This is a genomic window from Vibrio sp. CyArs1 (assembly GCF_022432925.1).
Classification (GTDB): Bacteria; Pseudomonadota; Gammaproteobacteria; order Enterobacterales; family Vibrionaceae; genus Vibrio; species Vibrio mediterranei.
In genome coordinates this window covers 87562-106841 of sequence record NZ_JAKRBO010000007.1, presented here as the reverse complement: position 1 = coordinate 106841, position 19280 = coordinate 87562, and the positions used below count along the sequence as shown (strand labels likewise).

Sequence of the window (19280 nt, the reverse complement as noted above, 5' to 3'; positions counted from 1 at the left end):
AAGATTAAATAATGACTGAATCTTTTGCTCAACTCTTTGAAGAGTTTCTAAACGAAACAGAATTCCAACAAGGTAGTATCGTTAAAGGTACTGTAGTAGCTATCGAGAACGGTTTCGTTCTTGTTGACGCTGGTCTTAAGTCTGAGTCTGCTATCCCTGCTGAACAGTTCAAGAACGCTGCTGGCGAACTTGAAGTTGAAGTTGGTGCTGAAGTAGACGTAGCTCTAGACGCTGTTGAAGACGGTTTCGGTGAAACTCAACTTTCTCGTGAGAAAGCGAAGCGTCACGAAGCTTGGATCGTTCTTGAGAAAGCTTACGAAGAAGCTGAAACTGTTGTTGGTATCATCAACGGTAAAGTTAAAGGCGGTTTCACTGTTGAACTAAACGGTATCCGTGCTTTCCTTCCTGGTTCTCTTGTTGACGTGCGTCCAATCCGTGACACTGCTCACCTAGAAAACAAAGAGCTAGAGTTCAAAGTTATCAAGCTAGACCAGAAGCGTAACAACGTTGTTGTTTCTCGTCGTGCTGTTATCGAATCTGAAAACAGCGTTGAGCGTGACGAACTTCTTGAGACTCTACAAGAAGGTACTGAAGTTAAAGGTATCGTTAAGAACCTTACTGACTACGGTGCATTCGTTGACCTTGGCGGTGTTGACGGTCTTCTACACATCACTGATATGGCGTGGAAGCGTGTTAAGCACCCATCTGAGATCGTTAACGTTGGTGACGAGATCCTAGTTAAAGTTCTTAAGTTCGACCGTGAGCGTACTCGCGTATCACTAGGTCTTAAGCAGCTAGGCGAAGATCCGTGGGTAGCAATCGCTAAGCGTTACCCAGAAGGTCACAAGCTAACTGGTCGTGTTACTAACCTAACTGACTACGGCTGCTTCGTTGAAATCGAAGAAGGCGTTGAAGGTCTAGTACACGTTTCAGAAATGGATTGGACTAACAAGAACATTCACCCATCTAAAGTTGTTAATGTTGGCGACGAAGTTGAGGTTATGGTTCTTGATATCGACGAAGAACGTCGTCGTATCTCTCTAGGTCTGAAACAGTGTAAAGCTAACCCATGGCAGTCATTCGCTGAAATGCAAGCTAAGGGCGACAAAGTTACTGGTAAGATCAAGTCTATCACTGACTTTGGTATCTTCATCGGTCTAGAAGGCGGCATCGACGGTCTAGTTCACCTATCTGACATTTCTTGGAATGTTGCTGGTGAAGAAGCAGTTCGTGAGTACAAGAAAGGTGACGAGATCTCTGCAGTTGTTCTAGCAGTAGACGCTGAGCGTGAGCGTATCTCTCTAGGCGTTAAGCAAATGGAAAATGACCCATTCAATGCTTACGTTGCAGACACTAAGAAAGGTACTCTAGTAAACGGTACTGTTACTGCAGTTGACGCTAAAGGTGCTACTATCGAACTAGAAGAAGGTGTAGAAGGCTACATCCGTGCTTCTGAAGTATCACGTGACCGCGTTGAAGATGCGTCTCTAATCCTAAGCGTTGGCGACAGCGTTGAAGCGAAGTTCACAGGTGTTGACCGTAAGAACCGCGTAATCAACCTATCTGTTAAAGCTAAAGATGAAGCTGAAGAGCAAGAAGCAATGGCTTCACTGAACAAGCAAGAAGAAGGCGCGTTCGGTAATGCTATGGCTGATGCATTCAAAGCTGCTAAAGGCGAATAATTTACGCCATTAGTGAAAAAGGAGCCGTAAGGCTCCTTTTTTTTGTTTTTATCTTTTCAAAATATAGACTATTATCAATTTATACAGGCAGTTAGTGCACTGTTGTTGTAAAATGACAAATAGACCACTATTCACTGAATATAAAGATACTAAAGATAAAGAGTAACGAGGGTACCTACCTATGACTAAGTCTGAACTGATAGAAAGACTCTGCGCGGAGCAAACTCATTTGTCCGCAAAGGAAATTGAAGATGCGGTAAAAGATATTCTAGAACATATGGCCAATACGTTAGAGAGCGGTGACCGTATTGAAATCCGCGGTTTTGGTAGCTTTTCTCTTCACTACCGTGAACCTCGTGTAGGTCGCAACCCTAAAACTGGTGATAAAGTGGAACTTGATGGTAAATACGTACCACACTTCAAACCAGGTAAAGAGTTACGTGAGCGCGTGAACGACAGTCTGTAAATACTCGTTAATCGATAAAACGGCATACTTATTAGTGTGCCGTTTTGTTTTGTGGTCGAGTGAGCATAGTCGCTTAATTATCACCAAAGGTGCCTATGGAATAGTCTATATACTCTAATTTTAGCCACGATTAACAGAATATTGTTAGAGGGCATGGTGTGTGAATCCAATTTCCTGCATAATCGTAGCTATCCAATAACTGTGGTAAAAACGCATGAAGATTATAAAAATAGTTTTACTGATAGTACTTTTTTTAGTGACCTTAGCTCTTGGCTCACAGAACCAAGAAGTGGTGACTTTTAATTATTTGCTGGCCCAAGGTGATTTCCATCTATCGACCTTGCTGGGTAGTGTGTTTGTCGTAGGTTTTGTTATCTCTTGGGTTATTTTTGGCAGCTTACACCTCAAGTCTCAATTGACGGTACGCAAGTTAAAGAAACAGTTAGCGAAACAAAAACCATCAGAATCTAAAGAAGTGGTTAGCTCAAATAGCTAATCAAACACAAAGGGTTAGGGTCTATTTACTAAATGCTTGAGCTATTATTCCTGCTTCTTCCGATAGCTGCAGCCTATGGTTGGTACATGGGTCAGCGCAGCGTGAAGCATGATCGACAGGAGCAATCGCATCAAATATCTCGTCAATATATGACGGGCCTTAACCTATTGCTATCTGATCAATCGGATAAAGCGGTTGATCACTTTATCGAACTGCTACAAGTCGATAATGAGACTATTGATACTCACCTAGCTTTGGGTAACTTATTTCGTTCACGCGGCGAAGTAGACCGAGCCATTCGAATTCACCAAAACCTTATCTCCCGTTCTGGGTTGACCATCGATCAGAAAAACCTCGCTCTGCAACAGCTTGCTAAAGACTATATGGTGTCAGGTTTTCTTGACCGTGCAGAAAAGATCTTCGTTCAATTGGTTGATGAACCTGAACATCGTGAAGCTGCTCTAACGCAACTGCTGGCAATCTATCAGCAAACCAGTGAGTGGTATAAAGCGATTGAGTATGCCACAGCATTACAAAAGATGGGCAAGAAGCGAGTGAAGAACAGCATCGCTCATTTTTGGTGTGAGTTGGCTATGATCGAAAAAGCCGATGGTAATACTAATAAGGCGATCCAAAACTTTAAAAAGGCCCTTGCCGTTGACCCTAGGTGTGCTCGTGCCAGCATTTCATTAGGTAAACTTTATCTGGAAGATGAAGATTACGCTAAAACCGTGTCTTACCTTGAGTCAGTGCTAGAACAAGATAAAGACTTTATCAGTGAAGTTCTCCCTACCTTGGCTGAGTGTTATCACCACTTAGGGCAAGAACAGGGTTTGGTTGAATTTCTGAGAGCCAGTATTGAAAAAGGTGCCGGTGTTTCTGCTGAGTTGATGTTAGCGCAGCTAGTTGCAAACCACGAAGGAACGGAGGCCGCACAGGCGTTGCTTACTCGGCAGCTGGTTCGTAGCCCAACCATGAAAGGTTTCTACCGCCTGATGGACTATCATCTTGCGAATGCGGAAGAGGGCCGAGCGAAGGAGAGCTTAACGACTTTGCAATCACTGGTGGGTGAGCAACTAAAAACTAAGCCGCACTATCGATGCCGTAAATGTGGCTTTTCAACGCATTCGTTATATTGGCATTGTCCTTCATGTAAAGGATGGGGTACGATCAAGCCTATACGAGGACTGGATGGCGAGTAGCCTCCGACACAGAATTTTTAATGCAGCACTTATGTGCTGCTTTTTTTGAGTAAAACTCAACTTTCAACGAGGAGCGAAAATGATTGACCAAAAAGTGATTGTTGCACTGGACTATGATAACCAAGCCGATGCATTAGCTTTTGTCGATAGAATTGACCCAAGCTCTTGCCGACTAAAAGTGGGCAAAGAGATGTTCACACTATTTGGTCCTGAGTTCGTTCGAGAGCTTCATAAACGAGGCTTCTCTGTATTTCTAGATCTTAAGTTTCATGACATTCCTAATACTTGCTCGAAAGCAGTACGAGCTGCAGCAGAGTTGGGCGTTTGGATGGTAAACGTTCATGCTGGCGGTGGTGAGCGTATGATGGCGGCATCACGTGAGATTCTAGAACCTTATGGTAAAGACCGACCGCTGCTTATTGGTGTGACTGTACTGACGAGTATGGAGCAGTCAGATCTCGCGGGTATCGGTATTAATGTTGAGCCTCAGGAGCACGTTCTTCGTTTGGCTAACCTAACCAAAGATGCGGGCTTGGATGGGGTAGTTTGTTCTGCTCAAGAGTCAAGCATGCTTAAAGCACAACTTGGCAAAGAGTTTAAACTAGTTACTCCAGGTATTCGTCCAGCAGGTGCTGCAGTTGGTGACCAAAAACGTATCATGACACCAGATATGGCGATTCAGGCGGGCTCTGATTATCTTGTGATTGGTCGCCCAATTACTCAAGCAGAAAACCCTGCTCAGGTTCTAGCAGACATCAATGCGTCTTTGCGTTAAACCAAATTGCTAAGCCATTAAAAAGAAAAGAGCCAATGTCGATAAGATGTTGGCTCTTTTTTATGCTGCTTGCTAAATAGGCTTAAGAGGGTATTCCGCTATGGAACTTAAAGTCATTATCTGGAGACGAAATTAGCTCCGCCTCGATCTTACCAAAGTAAGCCACTCGTTCACTGATATCTTCACCGGCTACCTGCTCTGCCAACGTTAAGTAGTCTTGGTAGTGGCGCGCTTCCGAACGCAATAGTGATATGTAGAATTTTGCGATATCGTCATCCATGTGAGGTGCCAACTTAGCAAAACGTTCGCACGATCGAGCTTCGATATAGGCACCAATAATGAGCTTATCTACTAGGGTATTAGGCTCATAAGTTGCCATTTTCGACAGTAATCCTTTCGCATATCGGCTTGCGGGTATTGGTTCATAAGCAATACCACGCTGTTCCATGATTTCCAATACTTGATAGAAGTGGTGCAGCTCTTCCTTAATCAGTAACACCATTTTATCGATTAAGTTTTGGCTATAAGGTGAGTCGGACTTGGCGATAATGGACTTAGAAATATTGCTCTTACCACGCAGTGTTTCCATATTACCAATACGGCGATATGCAAACTCTTCATAAGGCTTAAACCAATCAAACAACACAGTTGCGCTTTGTTTATCTACTGCGTATTTGCGAATCAGGAACATCGCCGACTGGCCTGCTTTCAACTCACACAATAAGTGGTCGATAAGTATGGTAGGTAGGTTGTCGGGCTTTTTTGCTTCTTCAACCCACTCGTTAGGCGTTGGACATTGTAGAAACTGATTAATCGGAGAAAGAATCGCGTCTATTTGAGATGAAGTAATCATAATACTTTTCGTTGAGCTAATTGAAAAAGGCCGCCAAAGCGACCTTTTATGAACCGGTAAAGATTACCATTTTTTCTTTTCACCAAACAGTGCGTTGATGTCGTCATCACGCTCCCTATTGGTTTGTTGCTGTTTTTCTTCGGCTTTAGCTTGTCGGCTATTTTGAAGTTGCTCTAGCATTTCAGACAGCTTCTCTTTGGCTTGCATCGAGTAGTTGTCATTTTTTGTGCTTAGCGCATCAATACCTTTTTTAAGCAGTTGAGCGGCGGTACCTGGTTGACCTTTTGCGATAGATTCGTGAGCGCGTTTAACCACATTTTCGATATTGATTCGAATCTGAATGGTTTCGAGTCGAGCATTCTCAACCATATACGACTGTGTATCCATCCGGCCTTTATTGTGTTCAGTGCGAACAGTGTCTCGTAGGCGTTTAACCAGTTTAAGCATGATAATGGCTTGCTTATCGCTCGTTGGTACTTTAAACGATGTAGCGTCGTTACCTTCATAACTGTCTTGAATCTGCTGAACTTGACCTTTGGCAGACTCAACTCTTTGGGCAAGGTGTTTATTCTTAGGATCGAGCTCATACATGTTCATTAGAGCATCGAGAATGCGATTATGAAGGCACAGCATCAATTCTTTGCTGTAAGGGAGGTAACTAGCACCGCTTATCAGTTCTTCAGTAGCATCAATTAAGGCTACGTAGCGAGCGGATTCTTGACGTCGTGTCGCTTCCGCCTTTAATTTGTACTGCAGCATGATGTTGTACCCAAGGATCAGGACAAGCAACAGTGCAACCAGTGCGATGATTAAACCAATATTCATAACGTTTTGTATCTACAATGAGTTTCCCTACAATTCGATAAACAGGATACACCAAAGACAAAAGCATCAACACTGCTAAGTTGTCGATTCGGTCATAAAGCAAGGAATTCGATAGCTTTTCATCCAGCAAAAATGCAAATGAGCATTTTGTAGTCAAAAAAACTGTTAATCTTTCTAGTAATTCGTTATAACTAATAATTATATGCTTGTTTTGAGTTGTGATGGGCTCAATGCAATATCAACAGGGATGATGAGAAGCCGATGAAGTTACAGCAGTTAAAATACATTGTCGAAGTAGTGAACCATAACCTGAATGTGTCTGCCACGGCAGAGAGTCTTTATACCTCTCAACCGGGTATTAGTAAGCAGGTTCGCTTACTAGAAGACGAGTTAGGTATTCAGATTTTTGAGCGCAGTGGCAAACATCTTACGCAAGTCACTACGGCTGGTGAAGACATCATTCGTATCTCTCAAGAAATCCTTTCTCGAGTTGAGAGTATTAAAGCGGTTGCCGGTGAGCATACTCACCCTGAAATGGGAACGCTTAATATCTCGACTACCCATACGCAAGCTCGCTATGCGCTTCCTGAGGTCATTAAAGGGTTTACGGCTCGTTATCCTAAAGTGTCTCTGCACATGCACCAAGGTACACCGTCACAAATGTCAGAGGCGATTGCCAAAGGCACCGCTAACTTTGCTATCGCGACAGAGGCATTGCATCTTTATCAGGACGCCATCATGTTGCCTTGCTACCACTGGAATCGCTCTATCGTGGTACCAAAAGACCATCCTTTGGCACTGAAACCACAGATCACCATTGAAGATTTAGCTGCGTATTCATTGGTAACATATGTATTTGGCTTTACGGGTCGTTCAGAGCTTGATACTGCTTTTAACAAGGTTGGATTGACGCCTAAAGTAGTCTTTACTGCAACTGATGCTGATGTCATTAAAACGTATGTAAGAATGGGGATTGGTGTAGGTGTTATTGCTAGTATGGCCATGGACGAATCGCAAGACACCGATCTTGTCGCCATTGATGCAAGCCATATATTTGGTGCTAGTACTACCAGTATTGGCTTTAGAAAAGGCACGTTCCTGCGTTCGTATATGTATGATTTCATGGAGCGTTTTGCTCCTCATTTGACTCGCCCAGTTGTTGAACAAGCCATCTCTCTTAAGTCCAATGTGGAAATTGAAGAGATGTTTAAAGATATCGACTTACCCGTTCGATAGCATAAACTCCTTTCGTTGTTGAAGACTTCCTCCTACAATCGGTGCGATTAACGCATTGCACCGGGAATAGGGGAACGCAAATGCATCAGTCGTTTGCAGACATCACTTCATTTCTTCTTCGTCATCAAAACTATTGGCGCCATGATCCTTTTCATCAAGTGATCTCTGAACAAGTATTATGGCGAGAGTCAGCGCCTCAATTGTTTGAATGGCTCCAAACACTGTCCCCGCAAGAGATACTGGAACTCAAATCATCGACTGAGTGCGCCATTGAAGCGTTAGAGCCGTATATTTCCGATGTTCGAACTGCTCATATCGCAATTGAACTCAGCTCAATGCATTCGGCAGAGGAGCTTGTGTTGCCAAGAGGTCTCGATGCCGGGATTCCTGGCCGTAAACTAGAACAAATAAAGCAGATGACAACGGCGTGTTTGAATGACCATGCTGGTAATGAATGGCTAGAGTGGTGTTCAGGGAAAGGATTTTTAGGGCGGTTATTGGCTTCAGAGTCGAAGCAGTCCGTTACAAGCTTTGAATTTCAATTAGCACTTTGTAAAGCAGGGCAGGAAGAAGCCGATAAACGCGCGTTACCCATGCGGTTTGTTCAAGGCGATGCTTTTTCTCCGCAATCTAAATTGGTCTTTAAGCCAACTCAACATGCTGTTGCGCTTCATGCATGTGGCGATCTACACGTTACTCTTGTTAAACATGCCGTAGAGCATCGTTTATCTGCACTGACGATATCACCGTGTTGTTATCACCTTATCCAAGGAGAGAATTACTCGCCATTGTCCAAAGAGGGGAAGGCCGCAAAACTGTCACTAAGTAAACATGAGTTGCGAATCCCACTTCAAGAAACTGTGACAGGAGGAGAGCGTGTTCGTCGTCATCGTGAACAAGAGATGGTGTTTCGTTTAGGCTTTGATGCTTTATGCCAGAGTCATAAGTTAAGTGAAGGCTACTTACCTATACCGAGTATAAAAAAATCGCAGCTATCGAGTGGTTTTAAAGCATTGTGCAAATGGGCGGCTAATAATAAGCAACTCGACTTACCTGATGTTGATTTTGGTCATTTTGAACAAATGGGTCACCAACGATATTGGCAAATGGAAGCATTAAGCGTAGTACAAGGCGTTTTCAGGCGACCATTGGAAGTGTGGCTGGCTTTGGACAAAGCCTTATATTTACAAGAGCAGGGGTATAATGTGGGACTCAGTACATTTTGTGAACCCAGTGTGACGCCAAGAAATATTCTGATTCACGCGAAGAGAGCGTATTAAAAAACGGGCATGACGCCCGTTTTTAACTTATTGAGGCTTAGAACATAACGTTCAAAATAGATGTGCGATTAGTTAAACATCGCAATAGCCGTTGCTGGCTCAACGTATTCTAGATCGAAGCTCTCTGCTACTTCTTTACAAGTCACTTTACCGTGAATAACGTTCAAGCCGTCTAGGAAGCCTTTGTCTTCTGTCAGTGCTTGTTGATAACCTTTGTTCGCCAATTTGATGATGTAAGGCAGAGTTGCGTTATTCAGTGCGAAGGTTGATGTACGTGCAACTGCGCCTGGCATGTTTGCTACACAGTAGTGAACCACATCATCAACAATGTAAGTTGGGTCCGCATGAGTGGTTGCGTGCGATGTCTCGAAACAACCACCTTGGTCGATAGCAACGTCAACGACTGCCGCACCAGGCTTCATCTTAGCGATATGTTCTTTGGTGACTAGCTTAGGTGCAGCAGCACCAGGTACTAAAACAGCGCCAATGACAAGATCAGCTTCTAGAACATGCTTCTCTAGAGCGTCTTCAGTAGAATAAACGACTTTTGCACGACCCTGGAATTCTTCGTCCAAAACGCGTAATGTATCAATATTGCGGTCGAGGATTGTGACGTCTGCACGCATACCTACAGCCATGCGGGCAGCGTTAGAACCGACTACGCCACCACCAACGACGACGACCTTCGCTGGTTCTACACCAGGTACGCCACCTAGGAGTAGACCACGTCCACCATTGGACTTTTCGAGTGTTTGTGCACCAGCCTGTATAGACATTCGCCCAGCGACTTCAGACATTGGTGCTAATAGTGGCAAGCGACCCATATTATCTGTTACAGTCTCATAAGCAATGCAGACAGCTTTGCTCTTGATTAGCTCTTCAGTTTGTGGAAAATCTGGTGCTAGGTGAAGATAAGTGAATAATATTTGTCCTTCACGTAACATAGCACGCTCGACAGCTTGAGGTTCTTTGACCTTTACAATCATCTCTGCTTTCGCGAAAACGTCAGCAGCGGTAGGAAGAATGGATGCGCCTACAGCGATGTAATCATCGTCTGAAAAACCGATACCAACGCCAGCGTTAGTTTCAACGTAAACATCGTGGCCGTTTGAGATTAGCTCTCGAACGCTTGCTGGAACCATACCAACACGGTATTCGTGGTTTTTAATTTCCTTAGGTACGCCAATTATCATCCTGACTCCTCATTATATTGTGGTTGTATTAACTGTTTGTAGGGTGTTATTGTCGAATTACGTACTAGTATAGAAGCTAATAAACAAAATTTGATACTGAATATTACAGAGTTGTAGTATATTTTTTTGCAAGGAAGTAACAAGGTGGAATAAAAAATGGCAGACAACTATAAGAAGCCGTCCAAGGAACTAGACCGAATTGACCGCAACATTCTAAATGAGTTGCAGAAAGATGGTCGAATCTCAAACGTCGAACTCTCTAAACGAGTGGGACTTTCTCCTACTCCGTGTCTAGAGCGTGTACGTCGACTTGAGAGACAGGGATATATTACGGGCTATACTGCTCTTCTTAACCCTCAATATTTAGATGCGTCACTACTTGTTTTCGTGGAGATTACACTGAACCGTGGTGCGCCGGATGTGTTCGAGCAGTTTAATACTGCAGTACAAAAGCTGGATGACATTCAAGAGTGTCACCTAGTTTCTGGTGATTTCGACTATCTTTTGAAAACAAGGGTGTCGGATATGGGTGCTTATCGTAAGCTTCTTGGGGATACCTTACTTCGTCTACCGGGCGTTAATGACACTCGTACCTACGTTGTAATGGAAGAAGTGAAGCAAACCAACCAACTTGTGATTAAAACCCGCTAAACTGTAGTTACAGTAAGTCTTACAGGAAGCTGACTAAAGTAATGAAAATCCATGCTTTATTCTCTACCTAGATTGGGTTTTAATCCTTGATGTGGTTAAATCAATGAATACACCGAGCGGCTTTTGCCGCTCGGGCTGTTTTCAATAATTAGATGTTGGTTATGTTCAAACAGGACAAAAAAAGAGTCGAAACGATTATCAAGACGAGCGAAGAGCAAGACGCGCTTCGCCTAAACGGATTTCAACGGCTGAGAGAGTGTTGCTTTATCTTGGCTGTGCTTACGTCCATCCTACTCGCTGTAGCGCTATTTACCTTTAACCCTGCTGATCCTTCATGGTCACAGACCTCATGGGGAGGAGACATTCAAAATGCAGGGGGTATTGTCGGAGCGTGGTTGGCGGACACCTTATTTTTTGTCTTTGGTTCTTTGGCATACCCAATACCATTCATTGTGGCTTTTAGTGCCTGGGTCTTTTTCCGCAATCGCGATGAAGACGATGAAATTGACTTGATGATCTGGGGAACGCGTATCCTCGGTCTGGTGATACTCATCTTAACCAGTTGCGGTCTTGCAGATATCAACTTCGATGATATCTGGTATTTTTCATCGGGCGGCGTAATTGGTGATGTTCTGACGAGCCTCTCTCTACCTACGCTTAACGTACTTGGCACAACCATTGTTCTATTATTTCTTTGGGGCGCTGGGTTTACGCTACTAACTGGTGTCTCATGGCTGAGTATTGTCGAATGGATTGGCGATTCTGTGCTGTCTATGTCTTCCAACGTCGTTAATAAAGCACGTGGTACCAAAGAAGAAGTGTATGAGCCTGTTTTATCGCAGCCTGAGCGAGAAGAGTCGGCTGAAGATATGCCACACTTCTCAGCAAAAGCGAATGAGTCTGAAACCGATAATGTAGATACGGTGCCGGTTGCGAAGAAACAATACAACATCCATGTACCAGAACCAGTTAACACTGTCGCGGCTCAACCCGCATCAAACAAAGAAGAAGAGTTCGACCCACTGTTCTCTTCGGATTGGCAACAGCTAGACACGGACACACAGCGTGTTGAGCCGACGATGACAATCCCTGAGTCTGAAGTTGAACCAGAGCCAGAATATCATCCTGCAGCACCGACTATTGAGCCTGTCACGCCTGTATTTGACGCACCAGTACAAGAGCAGCCATCGGTTCATTCTGAGACCAGCAACGAACCTCAGGTTGAACGAACTCGTCAATTGGGCGCTACTATCGAAGAACTCGAGATGGCGGCGCGCTCTAGTGATGACTTTGCTGCACAAGATAATGATGAGCCGGAATCGGATGCCTCTATACCACTAACCTCTACGGCCATTGGAGCAGCATTATCGTCTACCTCCGCACAGGCTGAAACTGCGACTGAGAGTGTCAATATTGATACCATGCCATGGGAAGTGAGTGAGTCGACAACGCAAGCTGTATCGGTGGACACAAATCGTGTTGATGAGGCGACTAACGTTGCTCCATCAGAGCCGGTGCCTAAAGCAAGTAGCGAGTTGGGGAATTTTGAGGAACTTGAAGTTGAACCGTCTCGTACCCATGTAGAGCCTACATTCGATATTGATGCGCTCGAGCAAGAGGAAACGTCGCACGCTTCAGTGCCTCAAGAAAGTAATGAGCCTGAACCTGAAGCCGTTGACCCAGATTCCGCTGCGTTCCAGAACTTAGTCGCAGATGCTCAAAAAGCACAAGTGGCTAAGATGAATCCGTTCTTAGTACAGCAAGAGCAGAATCTTCCTAAGCCAGCAGAGCCAATGCCGACCTTGGAACTTCTTTACCATCCAGAGAAGCGTGAGAATTTCATCGACCGCGAGGCATTAGAAAATATCGCTCGTTTGGTTGAATCGAAATTGGCTGACTACAAGATAAAAGCCGAAGTGGTGGATATCTTCCCTGGTCCAGTGATCACCCGTTTTGAGCTTGATCTTGCTCCGGGCGTTAAAGTGAGTCGTATTTCAGGTCTGTCGATGGACTTAGCGCGTTCACTGTCAGCAATGGCAGTTCGTGTGGTGGAGGTTATCCCTGGTAAACCATATGTTGGACTAGAGCTGCCGAACATGTCTCGTCAAACGGTCTTCTTCTCTGACGTAGTGGGCAGTCAAGCGTTTATTGAAGCGAAATCTCCTACTACAGTCGTGCTTGGTCAAGATATCGCAGGTGATGCCGTCGTTGCAGACTTATCGAAGATGCCTCACGTGCTGGTGGCAGGCACAACCGGTTCGGGTAAGTCGGTTGGTGTGAATGTTATGATTCTGAGTATGCTATATAAAGCGACACCAGAAGACGTTCGCTTTATCATGATCGATCCGAAAATGCTTGAGCTATCGGTCTATGAGGGTATCCCTCATCTGTTATCTGAAGTTGTAACGGATATGAAAGACGCCTCCAATGCACTACGTTGGTGTGTAGGAGAAATGGAGCGTCGCTACAAGTTAATGTCGGCACTAGGTGTGCGTAACATTAAAGGCTTTAATGACAAACTTAAGATGGCTGCTGAAGCTGGACATCCAATTCATGATCCACTGTGGCAAGCTGGGGACAGTATGGATCCTGAGCCGCCATTACTCGAGAAACTGCCTTACATCGTCGTTATCGTCGATGAATTTGCTGACTTGATGATGGTAGTTGGTAAGAAGGTTGAAGAATTGATTGCTCGTTTGGCGCAAAAAGCACGTGCGGCAGGTGTACACCTTATTCTTGCGACGCAGCGACCTTCTGTTGATGTTATCACTGGTCTTATTAAGGCGAATATCCCAACACGTGTGGCCTTTACGGTATCGACAAAAACAGACTCACGAACCATTCTCGATCAAGGCGGCGCGGAATCGCTATTAGGTATGGGTGACATGTTGTATTTGCCTCCTGGTTCAAGTCATACCACGCGTGTTCACGGTGCATTTGCATCGGATGATGATGTGCATGCGGTGGTGAATAACTGGAAAGCTCGTGGTAAACCTAACTACATTGAAGAGATTACCAGCGGTGAACAATCACCAGAAACTCTACTTCCAGGTGAAAAAATGGAAGGTGATGAAGAGATGGATCCGTTGTTCGACCAAGTAGTCGAGCACGTTGTTCAGTCTCGTCGAGGCTCGGTATCAGGCGTACAAAGACGATTTAAGATTGGCTACAACCGTGCCGCTCGCATCGTAGAGCAACTTGAGGCGCAAGGTATTGTTAGTGCGCCAGGCCATAATGGTAATCGCGAGGTACTCGCACCGCCGCCACCTAAAGATTAATGATGATTGATAAGCTCTGAGGAGACTACATGAAGAAATGGTTAACGCTCGCCGCTTTGAGCTTTTCCACGCTAGGTTTTTCTGCTCTAGCAACTGCGACGCCTCAGCAGGAGCTAAGCGACAGACTACAGCTAAACGACGGATTTAGTGCTACCTTCACTCAAAAAGTCACTAGCCCTGAAGGTGAGGTCGTGATGGAAGGCGAGGGCAACGTTGAAATATCACGTCCTAGCATGTTCCGCTGGGTGACAACCATGCCTGACGAAAATGTCTTGGTATCAGATGGCAACAACTTGTGGTACTACAGCCCATTCATTGAGCAAGTCAGTATTTACAATCAGGAGCAAGCGACCGAGCAAACCCCGTTTGTATTATTGACTCGTAATCGCGCCAGTGACTGGGACAATTACAACGTCAATCAAAAGGGCGATGTATTTACCCTGATTCCTACTGCTGTTGATTCAACACAAGGGCAGTTCCAGATTAATATTGATAGCAAAGGTATTGTGCATGGCTTTAATGTTATTGAGCAAGATGGTCAGAAAGGGACCTTTGCGTTTGACAACATTAAGGTAGGCAAACCTTCTGCCGATCGATTTACCTTTGTGATTCCTAATGGCGTCGAAGTGGACGACCAAAGGAACTAGGAGATTGCGTGAGTAATTTCAGTTTTGACTTTTCAGGGGACGAAGACTTTCGTCCCCTTGCTGCTAGAATGCGCCCAGAAAATGTTGAGCAATATATTGGTCAGCAGCACATTCTGGGTGTGGGAAAACCGCTTCGACGTGCGCTTGAAGCGGGTCAATTGCACTCAATGATTCTCTGGGGCCCACCAGGTACAGGTAAAACGACGCTTGCTGAAGTGGCTGCAAATTATGCGGATGCAGAGGTAGAAAGAGTCTCGGCAGTGACGTCAGGTGTTAAAGATATCCGTGCGGCTATCGAAAGAGCTCGCGAGAACAAGCTGGCTGGTAAACGAACGATTCTGTTTGTGGACGAGGTCCATCGTTTTAACAAAAGCCAGCAAGATGCGTTTCTACCTCATATTGAAGATGGCACAGTAACCTTTATTGGTGCGACCACCGAAAATCCCTCATTTGAGCTTAATAATGCACTATTGTCTCGAGCTCGAGTCTACAAACTGACGTCTTTGGACAAAGCCGATATTTTATTGGTACTGGAGCAAGCAAGAGATGATGAAAAGCGAGGCTTGGGAACTATCGCGGCAAATTTCCATGACAACGTTCTGGAGCGTTTAGCGGAGCTGGTTAATGGCGATGCGCGTATGTCGCTGAACTACCTAGAGCTGCTCTACGATATGGCCGAAGATAATGCACAGGGTGAGAAGGACATTACGTTAGCTCTATTAGCGGAAGTCGCAGGCGAGAAAGTCAATCGCTTCGATAATAAAGGCGATATCTGGTACGACTTGATTTCTGCGGTACATAAGTCCATTAGGGGGTCAAACCCAGATGCAGCGCTATATTGGTCTGCGCGCATGATAGCGGCGGGTTGTGACCCTCTCTATATCGCACGCCGACTATTAGCCATTGCGTCAGAGGATGTAGGCAACGCTGATCCTAGAGCGATGCAAGTTGCACTATCCGCATGGGACTGTTTTACTCGTGTCGGACCCGCAGAGGGTGAGAGGGCCATCGCTCAAGCGATTGTCTATTTGGCATGCGCTCCAAAAAGTAACGCCGTGTATACCGCGTGGAAACAGGCTTTAACTGACGCCCATAACCTACCAGAATATGAAGTCCCGCATCATCTTAGAAATGCACCGACTTCACTGATGAAAGATATGGGGTATGGAGCAGAGTATCGGTACGCTCACGACGAGCCGGGTGCGTATGCGGCTGGTGAACGATATCTTCCGCCCGAAATGGAAGGAACTCGCTATTATCAGCCAACAAATCGTGGTCTCGAAACCAAAATTGGCGAAAAGTTAGATTATCTGGCGGATTTAGACGCAAAAAGCCCACAAAAGCGCTATGAAAAGTAGTGGCTTTTAGTTATCTTTATCCGGTTAACAAATCAATATCTACAACTGGTTGGAAAGTAATCAGTTGTAGAGGTATTCACAACTAAAAAGCATAGGATTGGCAATGCTGGATTCTAAATTACTTCGTACAGAGCTGGATGAAACAGCTGAAAAATTAGCACGTCGCGGCTTTAAGCTAGACGTAGAGACTATCCGTAAACTTGAAGAGCAACGTAAGTCCATTCAAGTAGAAGTTGAGAATTTACAATCCACGCGTAACTCCATTTCCAAGCAGATCGGCCAGAAAATGGCTGCAGGCGACAAAGAAGGCGCTGAAGAGATCAAAAAGCAGATCGGTACACTAGGTAGCGATCTTGAAGCGAAGAAAGAAGAGCTCACTGCGGTAATGGCTCAACTTGAAGACATCACACTGTCTGTTCCTAACTTGCCAGCGGACGACGTTCCTCAAGGTAAAGATGAAAACGACAACGTAGAAATCTCACGTTGGGGTGAGCCTAAGTCTTACGACTTTGAAGTTAAGGATCACGTTGATCTTGGTGAGATGGGTGATGGTCTAGACTTTGCTAGCGCAACGAAGATTACTGGTGCACGCTTTATCGTTATGAAAGGCCAATTCGCTCGCCTTCACCGTGCAATCGCTCAGTTTATGCTGGATCTTCACACGGAAGAACACGGCTATACAGAAATGTATGTTCCTTATCTAGTGAATGCGGACAGCCTGTTTGGTACTGGTCAGTTACCTAAGTTTGGTAAAGATCTTTTCCACACTGAGCCACTAACTGAAAAAGCGAGCGATGAAGAGCCACGTAAACTGTCTCTTATCCCGACAGCAGAAGTGCCAGTGACGAACTTAGTTCGTGACACTATTTCTGAAGAGGCGGACTTGCCACTTAAGATGACGGCGCACACGCCTTGTTTCCGCTCTGAAGCGGGTTCTTATGGTCGTGACACTCGTGGTCTTATTCGTATGCACCAGTTCGATAAAGTTGAATTGGTACAAATCACGAAGCCAGAAGATTCAATGAACGCGCTTGAAGAGCTAACAGGTCATGCTGAGAAAGTACTTCAGTTGCTAGAACTTCCATACCGTAAAGTGGTACTTTGTACTGGTGATATGGGCTTTGGTGCTCGTAAAACTTACGATCTTGAAGTTTGGGTTCCTGCGCAAGAGACGTATCGTGAGATCTCTTCTTGCTCAAACATGTGGGACTTCCAAGCTCGTCGCATGCAAGCTCGCTTCCGCCGTAAAGGTGAAAAGAAGCCTGAGCTGGTGCACACTCTAAACGGTTCTGGCCTAGCGGTTGGCCGTACTATGGTTGCTATTCTAGAGAACAACCAAGAAGCAGATGGTCGTATCGCGATTCCAGCTGTACTTCAAAAGTACATGAGTGGCGCAACACATATCGGTTAATGATAACCTACTAATTATTAAGCCCAGCATTGCTGGGCTTTTTTATATCTAGAAGTCAACTTTCCCCTTGTGTAGGTATGCGACGTCTGATTTAACTATTACAACAATGTAATAGTCTTTCCTAATTTCGACTGATTATTAACCTAACCCCAATAGTTATAATGTCCGCCTTACCACGGTAAGTATTCATTTCTCGACCTAACTGAGGAGGGCATATGGCCGTAGGGTGGGCAAATGACGATAGTGTCAGCCAACAGATTCAAAATACCATTGACGATGAGATTTCACGGGTAAGAAGCGCGACGAGTCGCGGAGAAAGTGCGCTTTATTGTGATGAGTGTGGGGAGTTAATTCCTGAAGCGAGACGCATAGCGATAAAGGGTGTGAGATTTTGTATTCAATGTCAGCAATCGCTAGAGCACTTAACTCAACGTCAGGCGTTGTTTAATCGTCGGGCGAGTAAAGATAGCCAACTACGTTAATTATCATCGATATACAAAGCGGTTTGAAACCAAGCGTCAAACCGCTTTTCAGTACACGTTATCCTGCGCTTGATTCAACGAAGCAAGCTTCATTTTCCAACGCTAAATCAATCGCTTTAACTAAGGCGTCAATATGTTCCGGCTGGCTTATGTAAGGTGGCATCATATAGATCAACTTGCCGAAAGGTCGAATCCAAACCCCTTGTTCGACGAAATGCTTCTGAATCACTTCCATATTTACGGGGTGTTTGGTTTCAACCACACCAATTGCGCCAAGCCAACGCACGTTCTCAACTTGTTGGTGGCGAGTTAAGGAAGGGAGCAGCTCAGCAAACAGTGCTTCGATACTGCTGACTTGTTGCTGCCAGTAGTTCTCGGCAATGAGTTCTAAGCTGGCTGAAGCAACAGCGCAAGCCAAAGGGTTCCCCATAAAAGTAGGCCCGTGCATAAAACAGCCAGCTTCCCCGCCACATACAGTATCAGCGACATGCTTCGACGTGAGTGTAGCGGACAAAGTCATATAGCCGCCAGTTAATGCTTTGCCAACGCACATAATGTCTGGCTGGACATTGGCGTGCTCGCAAGCAAACAGCTTTCCTGTTCTTCCAAAGCCCGTAGCGATTTCATCCAAAATCAGCAAAATACCGTATTGGTCGCAAAGCTCACGTACTCGGGAAAGAAATTTGGGGTGGTAAATTCGCATCCCACCAGCGCCTTGAACAATAGGTTCAAGGATTACTGCGGCGATCTCGCGGTGGTGTAGGTCAATCTTTGCTTTAAAGTCGGCAATATCAGCCTCATCCCACTCTTCGTCAAAACCGATCGTTGGCGATTTCGCAAAAATATGCTCCGGAAGAAACCCTTTATACAAACTGTGCATCGAGTTGTTGGGATCGGTTACCGACATAGCCGCAAAGGTGTCACCATGATAACCGTGACTTAACGTCAGGAACTTAGGTCGGCTCTCTCCCTTTGCATGCCAATATTGCAGAGCCATCTTTAGACTTACTTCAACAGAGACCGAACCAGAGTCAGCTAAGAAAATGTGTTCCAGATTATCAGGTGCCAGTGCTAACAGCCGTTTGCTGACGTCGATTGCCGGTTGGTGAGTAATGCCACCAAACATGACGTGAGCCATCTTTTCACTTTGTTGAATCAACGCTTGATTGAGCTTTGGGTGGTTATACCCATGTATTGCAGACCACCAAGAAGACATGCCATCTACGAGTTCAAGGCCATTTTCTAGTTTAATAAGTACGTCATTAGCAGAGATGACGGGGTAACAAGTTAAAGGGTTAAGGGTAGAAGTGTAAGGGTGCCAGATATGCTGTTTATCAAACTCTAAATCCATGAAATAAGCTCTGATTGAAAATTAACCAAGTGTAAACTTGTTGATGTGGTCGGTGTTGACAGTGTACCGCTTGTCAGTACACTAGCCAAGACTA

17 protein-coding genes are annotated in these 19280 nt (G+C 45.0%); 13 read left to right on the top strand and 4 right to left on the bottom strand.

Annotation, left to right across the window (positions count from 1 at the left end; translation table 11 throughout):
* The first annotated feature begins 11 nt into the window (after positions 1–11).
* From rpsA to pyrF, 5 genes are all read left to right on the top strand, one after another.
* Positions 12–1682 (top strand): 30S ribosomal protein S1, encoded by a 1671-nt coding sequence (rpsA, locus tag MMA19_RS19745; protein ID WP_038230008.1) that lies wholly within the window; start codon positions 12–14, stop codon positions 1680–1682.
* Positions 1683–1863: 181 nt separating this feature from the next.
* A complete protein-coding gene (ihfB, locus tag MMA19_RS19740; protein ID WP_088876954.1) occupies positions 1864–2148 on the top strand; it encodes an integration host factor subunit beta in 285 nt (94 codons plus the stop codon).
* 214 nt (positions 2149–2362) lie between these two features.
* Positions 2363–2644 carry a lipopolysaccharide assembly protein LapA domain-containing protein gene (locus tag MMA19_RS19735; RefSeq protein WP_038230012.1) on the top strand — a complete coding sequence of 94 codons (282 nt, stop codon included), beginning with the start codon at positions 2363–2365 and terminating at the stop codon, positions 2642–2644.
* Positions 2645–2676: 32 nt separating this feature from the next.
* Positions 2677–3846 (top strand): lipopolysaccharide assembly protein LapB, encoded by a 1170-nt coding sequence (lapB, locus tag MMA19_RS19730; RefSeq protein WP_038230014.1) that lies wholly within the window; start codon positions 2677–2679, stop codon positions 3844–3846.
* Positions 3847–3925: 79 nt separating this feature from the next.
* Positions 3926–4621, top strand: a complete 696-nt coding sequence (gene pyrF, locus MMA19_RS19725; protein ID WP_006075561.1) for an orotidine-5'-phosphate decarboxylase — start codon at positions 3926–3928, stop codon at positions 4619–4621.
* Between the two features lie 82 nt (positions 4622–4703).
* On the opposite strand, the gene MMA19_RS19720 is transcribed toward pyrF, so the two are convergent.
* Positions 4704–5474, bottom strand: coding sequence for a tRNA isopentenyl-2-thiomethyl-A-37 hydroxylase MiaE (locus MMA19_RS19720; protein WP_240207029.1), 771 nt, complete (start codon positions 5472–5474; stop codon positions 4704–4706).
* A 63-nt stretch (positions 5475–5537) separates the two neighbouring features.
* On the bottom strand, positions 5538–6299 hold the full coding sequence (locus MMA19_RS19715) for a hypothetical protein (RefSeq protein WP_006075564.1): 762 nt from the start codon (positions 6297–6299) through the stop codon (positions 5538–5540).
* Between the two features lie 261 nt (positions 6300–6560).
* Here MMA19_RS19715 and cysB point away from each other — a divergent pair, with 261 nt between their 5' ends.
* Together cysB and MMA19_RS19705 are read left to right on the top strand one after the other, a co-directional pair.
* The gene (gene cysB / locus MMA19_RS19710) at positions 6561–7535 is read left to right on the top strand and encodes an HTH-type transcriptional regulator CysB (RefSeq protein ID WP_006075565.1); all 975 of its coding nucleotides are present in this window, start codon (positions 6561–6563) and stop codon (positions 7533–7535) included.
* 80 nt (positions 7536–7615) lie between these two features.
* On the top strand, positions 7616–8815 hold the full coding sequence (locus tag MMA19_RS19705) for a methyltransferase (RefSeq protein WP_240207028.1): 1200 nt from the start codon (positions 7616–7618) through the stop codon (positions 8813–8815).
* A 68-nt stretch (positions 8816–8883) separates the two neighbouring features.
* On the opposite strand, the gene ald is transcribed toward MMA19_RS19705, so the two are convergent.
* A complete protein-coding gene (ald, locus tag MMA19_RS19700) occupies positions 8884–10008 on the bottom strand; it encodes an alanine dehydrogenase (RefSeq protein ID WP_006075567.1) in 1125 nt (374 codons plus the stop codon).
* A 156-nt stretch (positions 10009–10164) separates the two neighbouring features.
* On the opposite strand from ald, the gene lrp reads away from it, so the two are divergent.
* The 6 genes from lrp to MMA19_RS19670 all read left to right on the top strand — a co-directional run bounded on the left by lrp (position 10165) and on the right by MMA19_RS19670 (position 17835).
* Positions 10165–10659, top strand: coding sequence for a leucine-responsive transcriptional regulator Lrp (gene lrp, locus MMA19_RS19695; protein ID WP_004734558.1), 495 nt, complete (start codon positions 10165–10167; stop codon positions 10657–10659).
* A 161-nt stretch (positions 10660–10820) separates the two neighbouring features.
* Positions 10821–13937 (top strand): DNA translocase FtsK 4TM domain-containing protein, encoded by a 3117-nt coding sequence (locus tag MMA19_RS19690; protein ID WP_171391716.1) that lies wholly within the window; start codon positions 10821–10823, stop codon positions 13935–13937.
* A 29-nt stretch (positions 13938–13966) separates the two neighbouring features.
* Complete coding sequence (gene lolA / locus MMA19_RS19685) at positions 13967–14584, top strand: outer membrane lipoprotein chaperone LolA (protein ID WP_006074059.1); 618 nt, start codon at positions 13967–13969, stop codon at positions 14582–14584.
* A gap of 68 nt (positions 14585–14652) precedes the next feature.
* On the top strand, positions 14653–15942 hold the full coding sequence (locus MMA19_RS19680; protein ID WP_216613685.1) for a replication-associated recombination protein A: 1290 nt from the start codon (positions 14653–14655) through the stop codon (positions 15940–15942).
* Positions 15943–16045: 103 nt separating this feature from the next.
* Positions 16046–17353, top strand: coding sequence for a serine--tRNA ligase (gene serS, locus MMA19_RS19675; protein ID WP_006074062.1), 1308 nt, complete (start codon positions 16046–16048; stop codon positions 17351–17353).
* A gap of 215 nt (positions 17354–17568) precedes the next feature.
* Positions 17569–17835: a DksA/TraR family C4-type zinc finger protein gene (locus tag MMA19_RS19670; RefSeq protein ID WP_006074064.1), complete on the top strand. Its 267-nt coding sequence runs from the start codon at positions 17569–17571 to the stop codon at positions 17833–17835.
* Positions 17836–17893: 58 nt separating this feature from the next.
* Here the strand turns inward: MMA19_RS19670 and bioA are convergent, their stop codons facing one another.
* Positions 17894–19186 carry an adenosylmethionine--8-amino-7-oxononanoate transaminase gene (bioA, locus tag MMA19_RS19665; protein ID WP_240207027.1) on the bottom strand — a complete coding sequence of 431 codons (1293 nt, stop codon included), beginning with the start codon at positions 19184–19186 and terminating at the stop codon, positions 17894–17896.
* Positions 19187–19280 lie beyond the last annotated feature (94 nt).

Excerpts from the sequence above, each read along its gene's own strand:
- MMA19_RS19735 (WP_038230012.1), top strand. The coding sequence starts at position 2,363 with ATGAAGATTATAAAAATAGTTTTACTGATAGTACTTTTTTTAGTGACC.
- rpsA (WP_038230008.1), top strand. The coding sequence starts at position 12 with ATGACTGAATCTTTTGCTCAACTCTTTGAAGAGTTTCTAAACGAAACA.
- bioA (WP_240207027.1), bottom strand. The coding sequence starts at position 19,186 with ATGGATTTAGAGTTTGATAAACAGCATATCTGGCACCCTTACACTTCT.
- MMA19_RS19715 (WP_006075564.1), bottom strand. The coding sequence starts at position 6,299 with ATGAATATTGGTTTAATCATCGCACTGGTTGCACTGTTGCTTGTCCTG.
- MMA19_RS19670 (WP_006074064.1), top strand. The coding sequence starts at position 17,569 with ATGGCCGTAGGGTGGGCAAATGACGATAGTGTCAGCCAACAGATTCAA.
- serS (WP_006074062.1), top strand. The coding sequence starts at position 16,046 with ATGCTGGATTCTAAATTACTTCGTACAGAGCTGGATGAAACAGCTGAA.
- MMA19_RS19705 (WP_240207028.1), top strand. The coding sequence starts at position 7,616 with ATGCATCAGTCGTTTGCAGACATCACTTCATTTCTTCTTCGTCATCAA.
- lrp (WP_004734558.1), top strand. The coding sequence starts at position 10,165 with ATGGCAGACAACTATAAGAAGCCGTCCAAGGAACTAGACCGAATTGAC.
- lapB (WP_038230014.1), top strand. The coding sequence starts at position 2,677 with ATGCTTGAGCTATTATTCCTGCTTCTTCCGATAGCTGCAGCCTATGGT.
- MMA19_RS19720 (WP_240207029.1), bottom strand. The coding sequence starts at position 5,474 with ATGATTACTTCATCTCAAATAGACGCGATTCTTTCTCCGATTAATCAG.
- ald (WP_006075567.1), bottom strand. The coding sequence starts at position 10,008 with ATGATAATTGGCGTACCTAAGGAAATTAAAAACCACGAATACCGTGTT.
- pyrF (WP_006075561.1), top strand. The coding sequence starts at position 3,926 with ATGATTGACCAAAAAGTGATTGTTGCACTGGACTATGATAACCAAGCC.
- lolA (WP_006074059.1), top strand. The coding sequence starts at position 13,967 with ATGAAGAAATGGTTAACGCTCGCCGCTTTGAGCTTTTCCACGCTAGGT.
- ihfB (WP_088876954.1), top strand. The coding sequence starts at position 1,864 with ATGACTAAGTCTGAACTGATAGAAAGACTCTGCGCGGAGCAAACTCAT.
- MMA19_RS19680 (WP_216613685.1), top strand. The coding sequence starts at position 14,653 with ATGCGCCCAGAAAATGTTGAGCAATATATTGGTCAGCAGCACATTCTG.
- MMA19_RS19690 (WP_171391716.1), top strand. The coding sequence starts at position 10,821 with ATGTTCAAACAGGACAAAAAAAGAGTCGAAACGATTATCAAGACGAGC.
- cysB (WP_006075565.1), top strand. The coding sequence starts at position 6,561 with ATGAAGTTACAGCAGTTAAAATACATTGTCGAAGTAGTGAACCATAAC.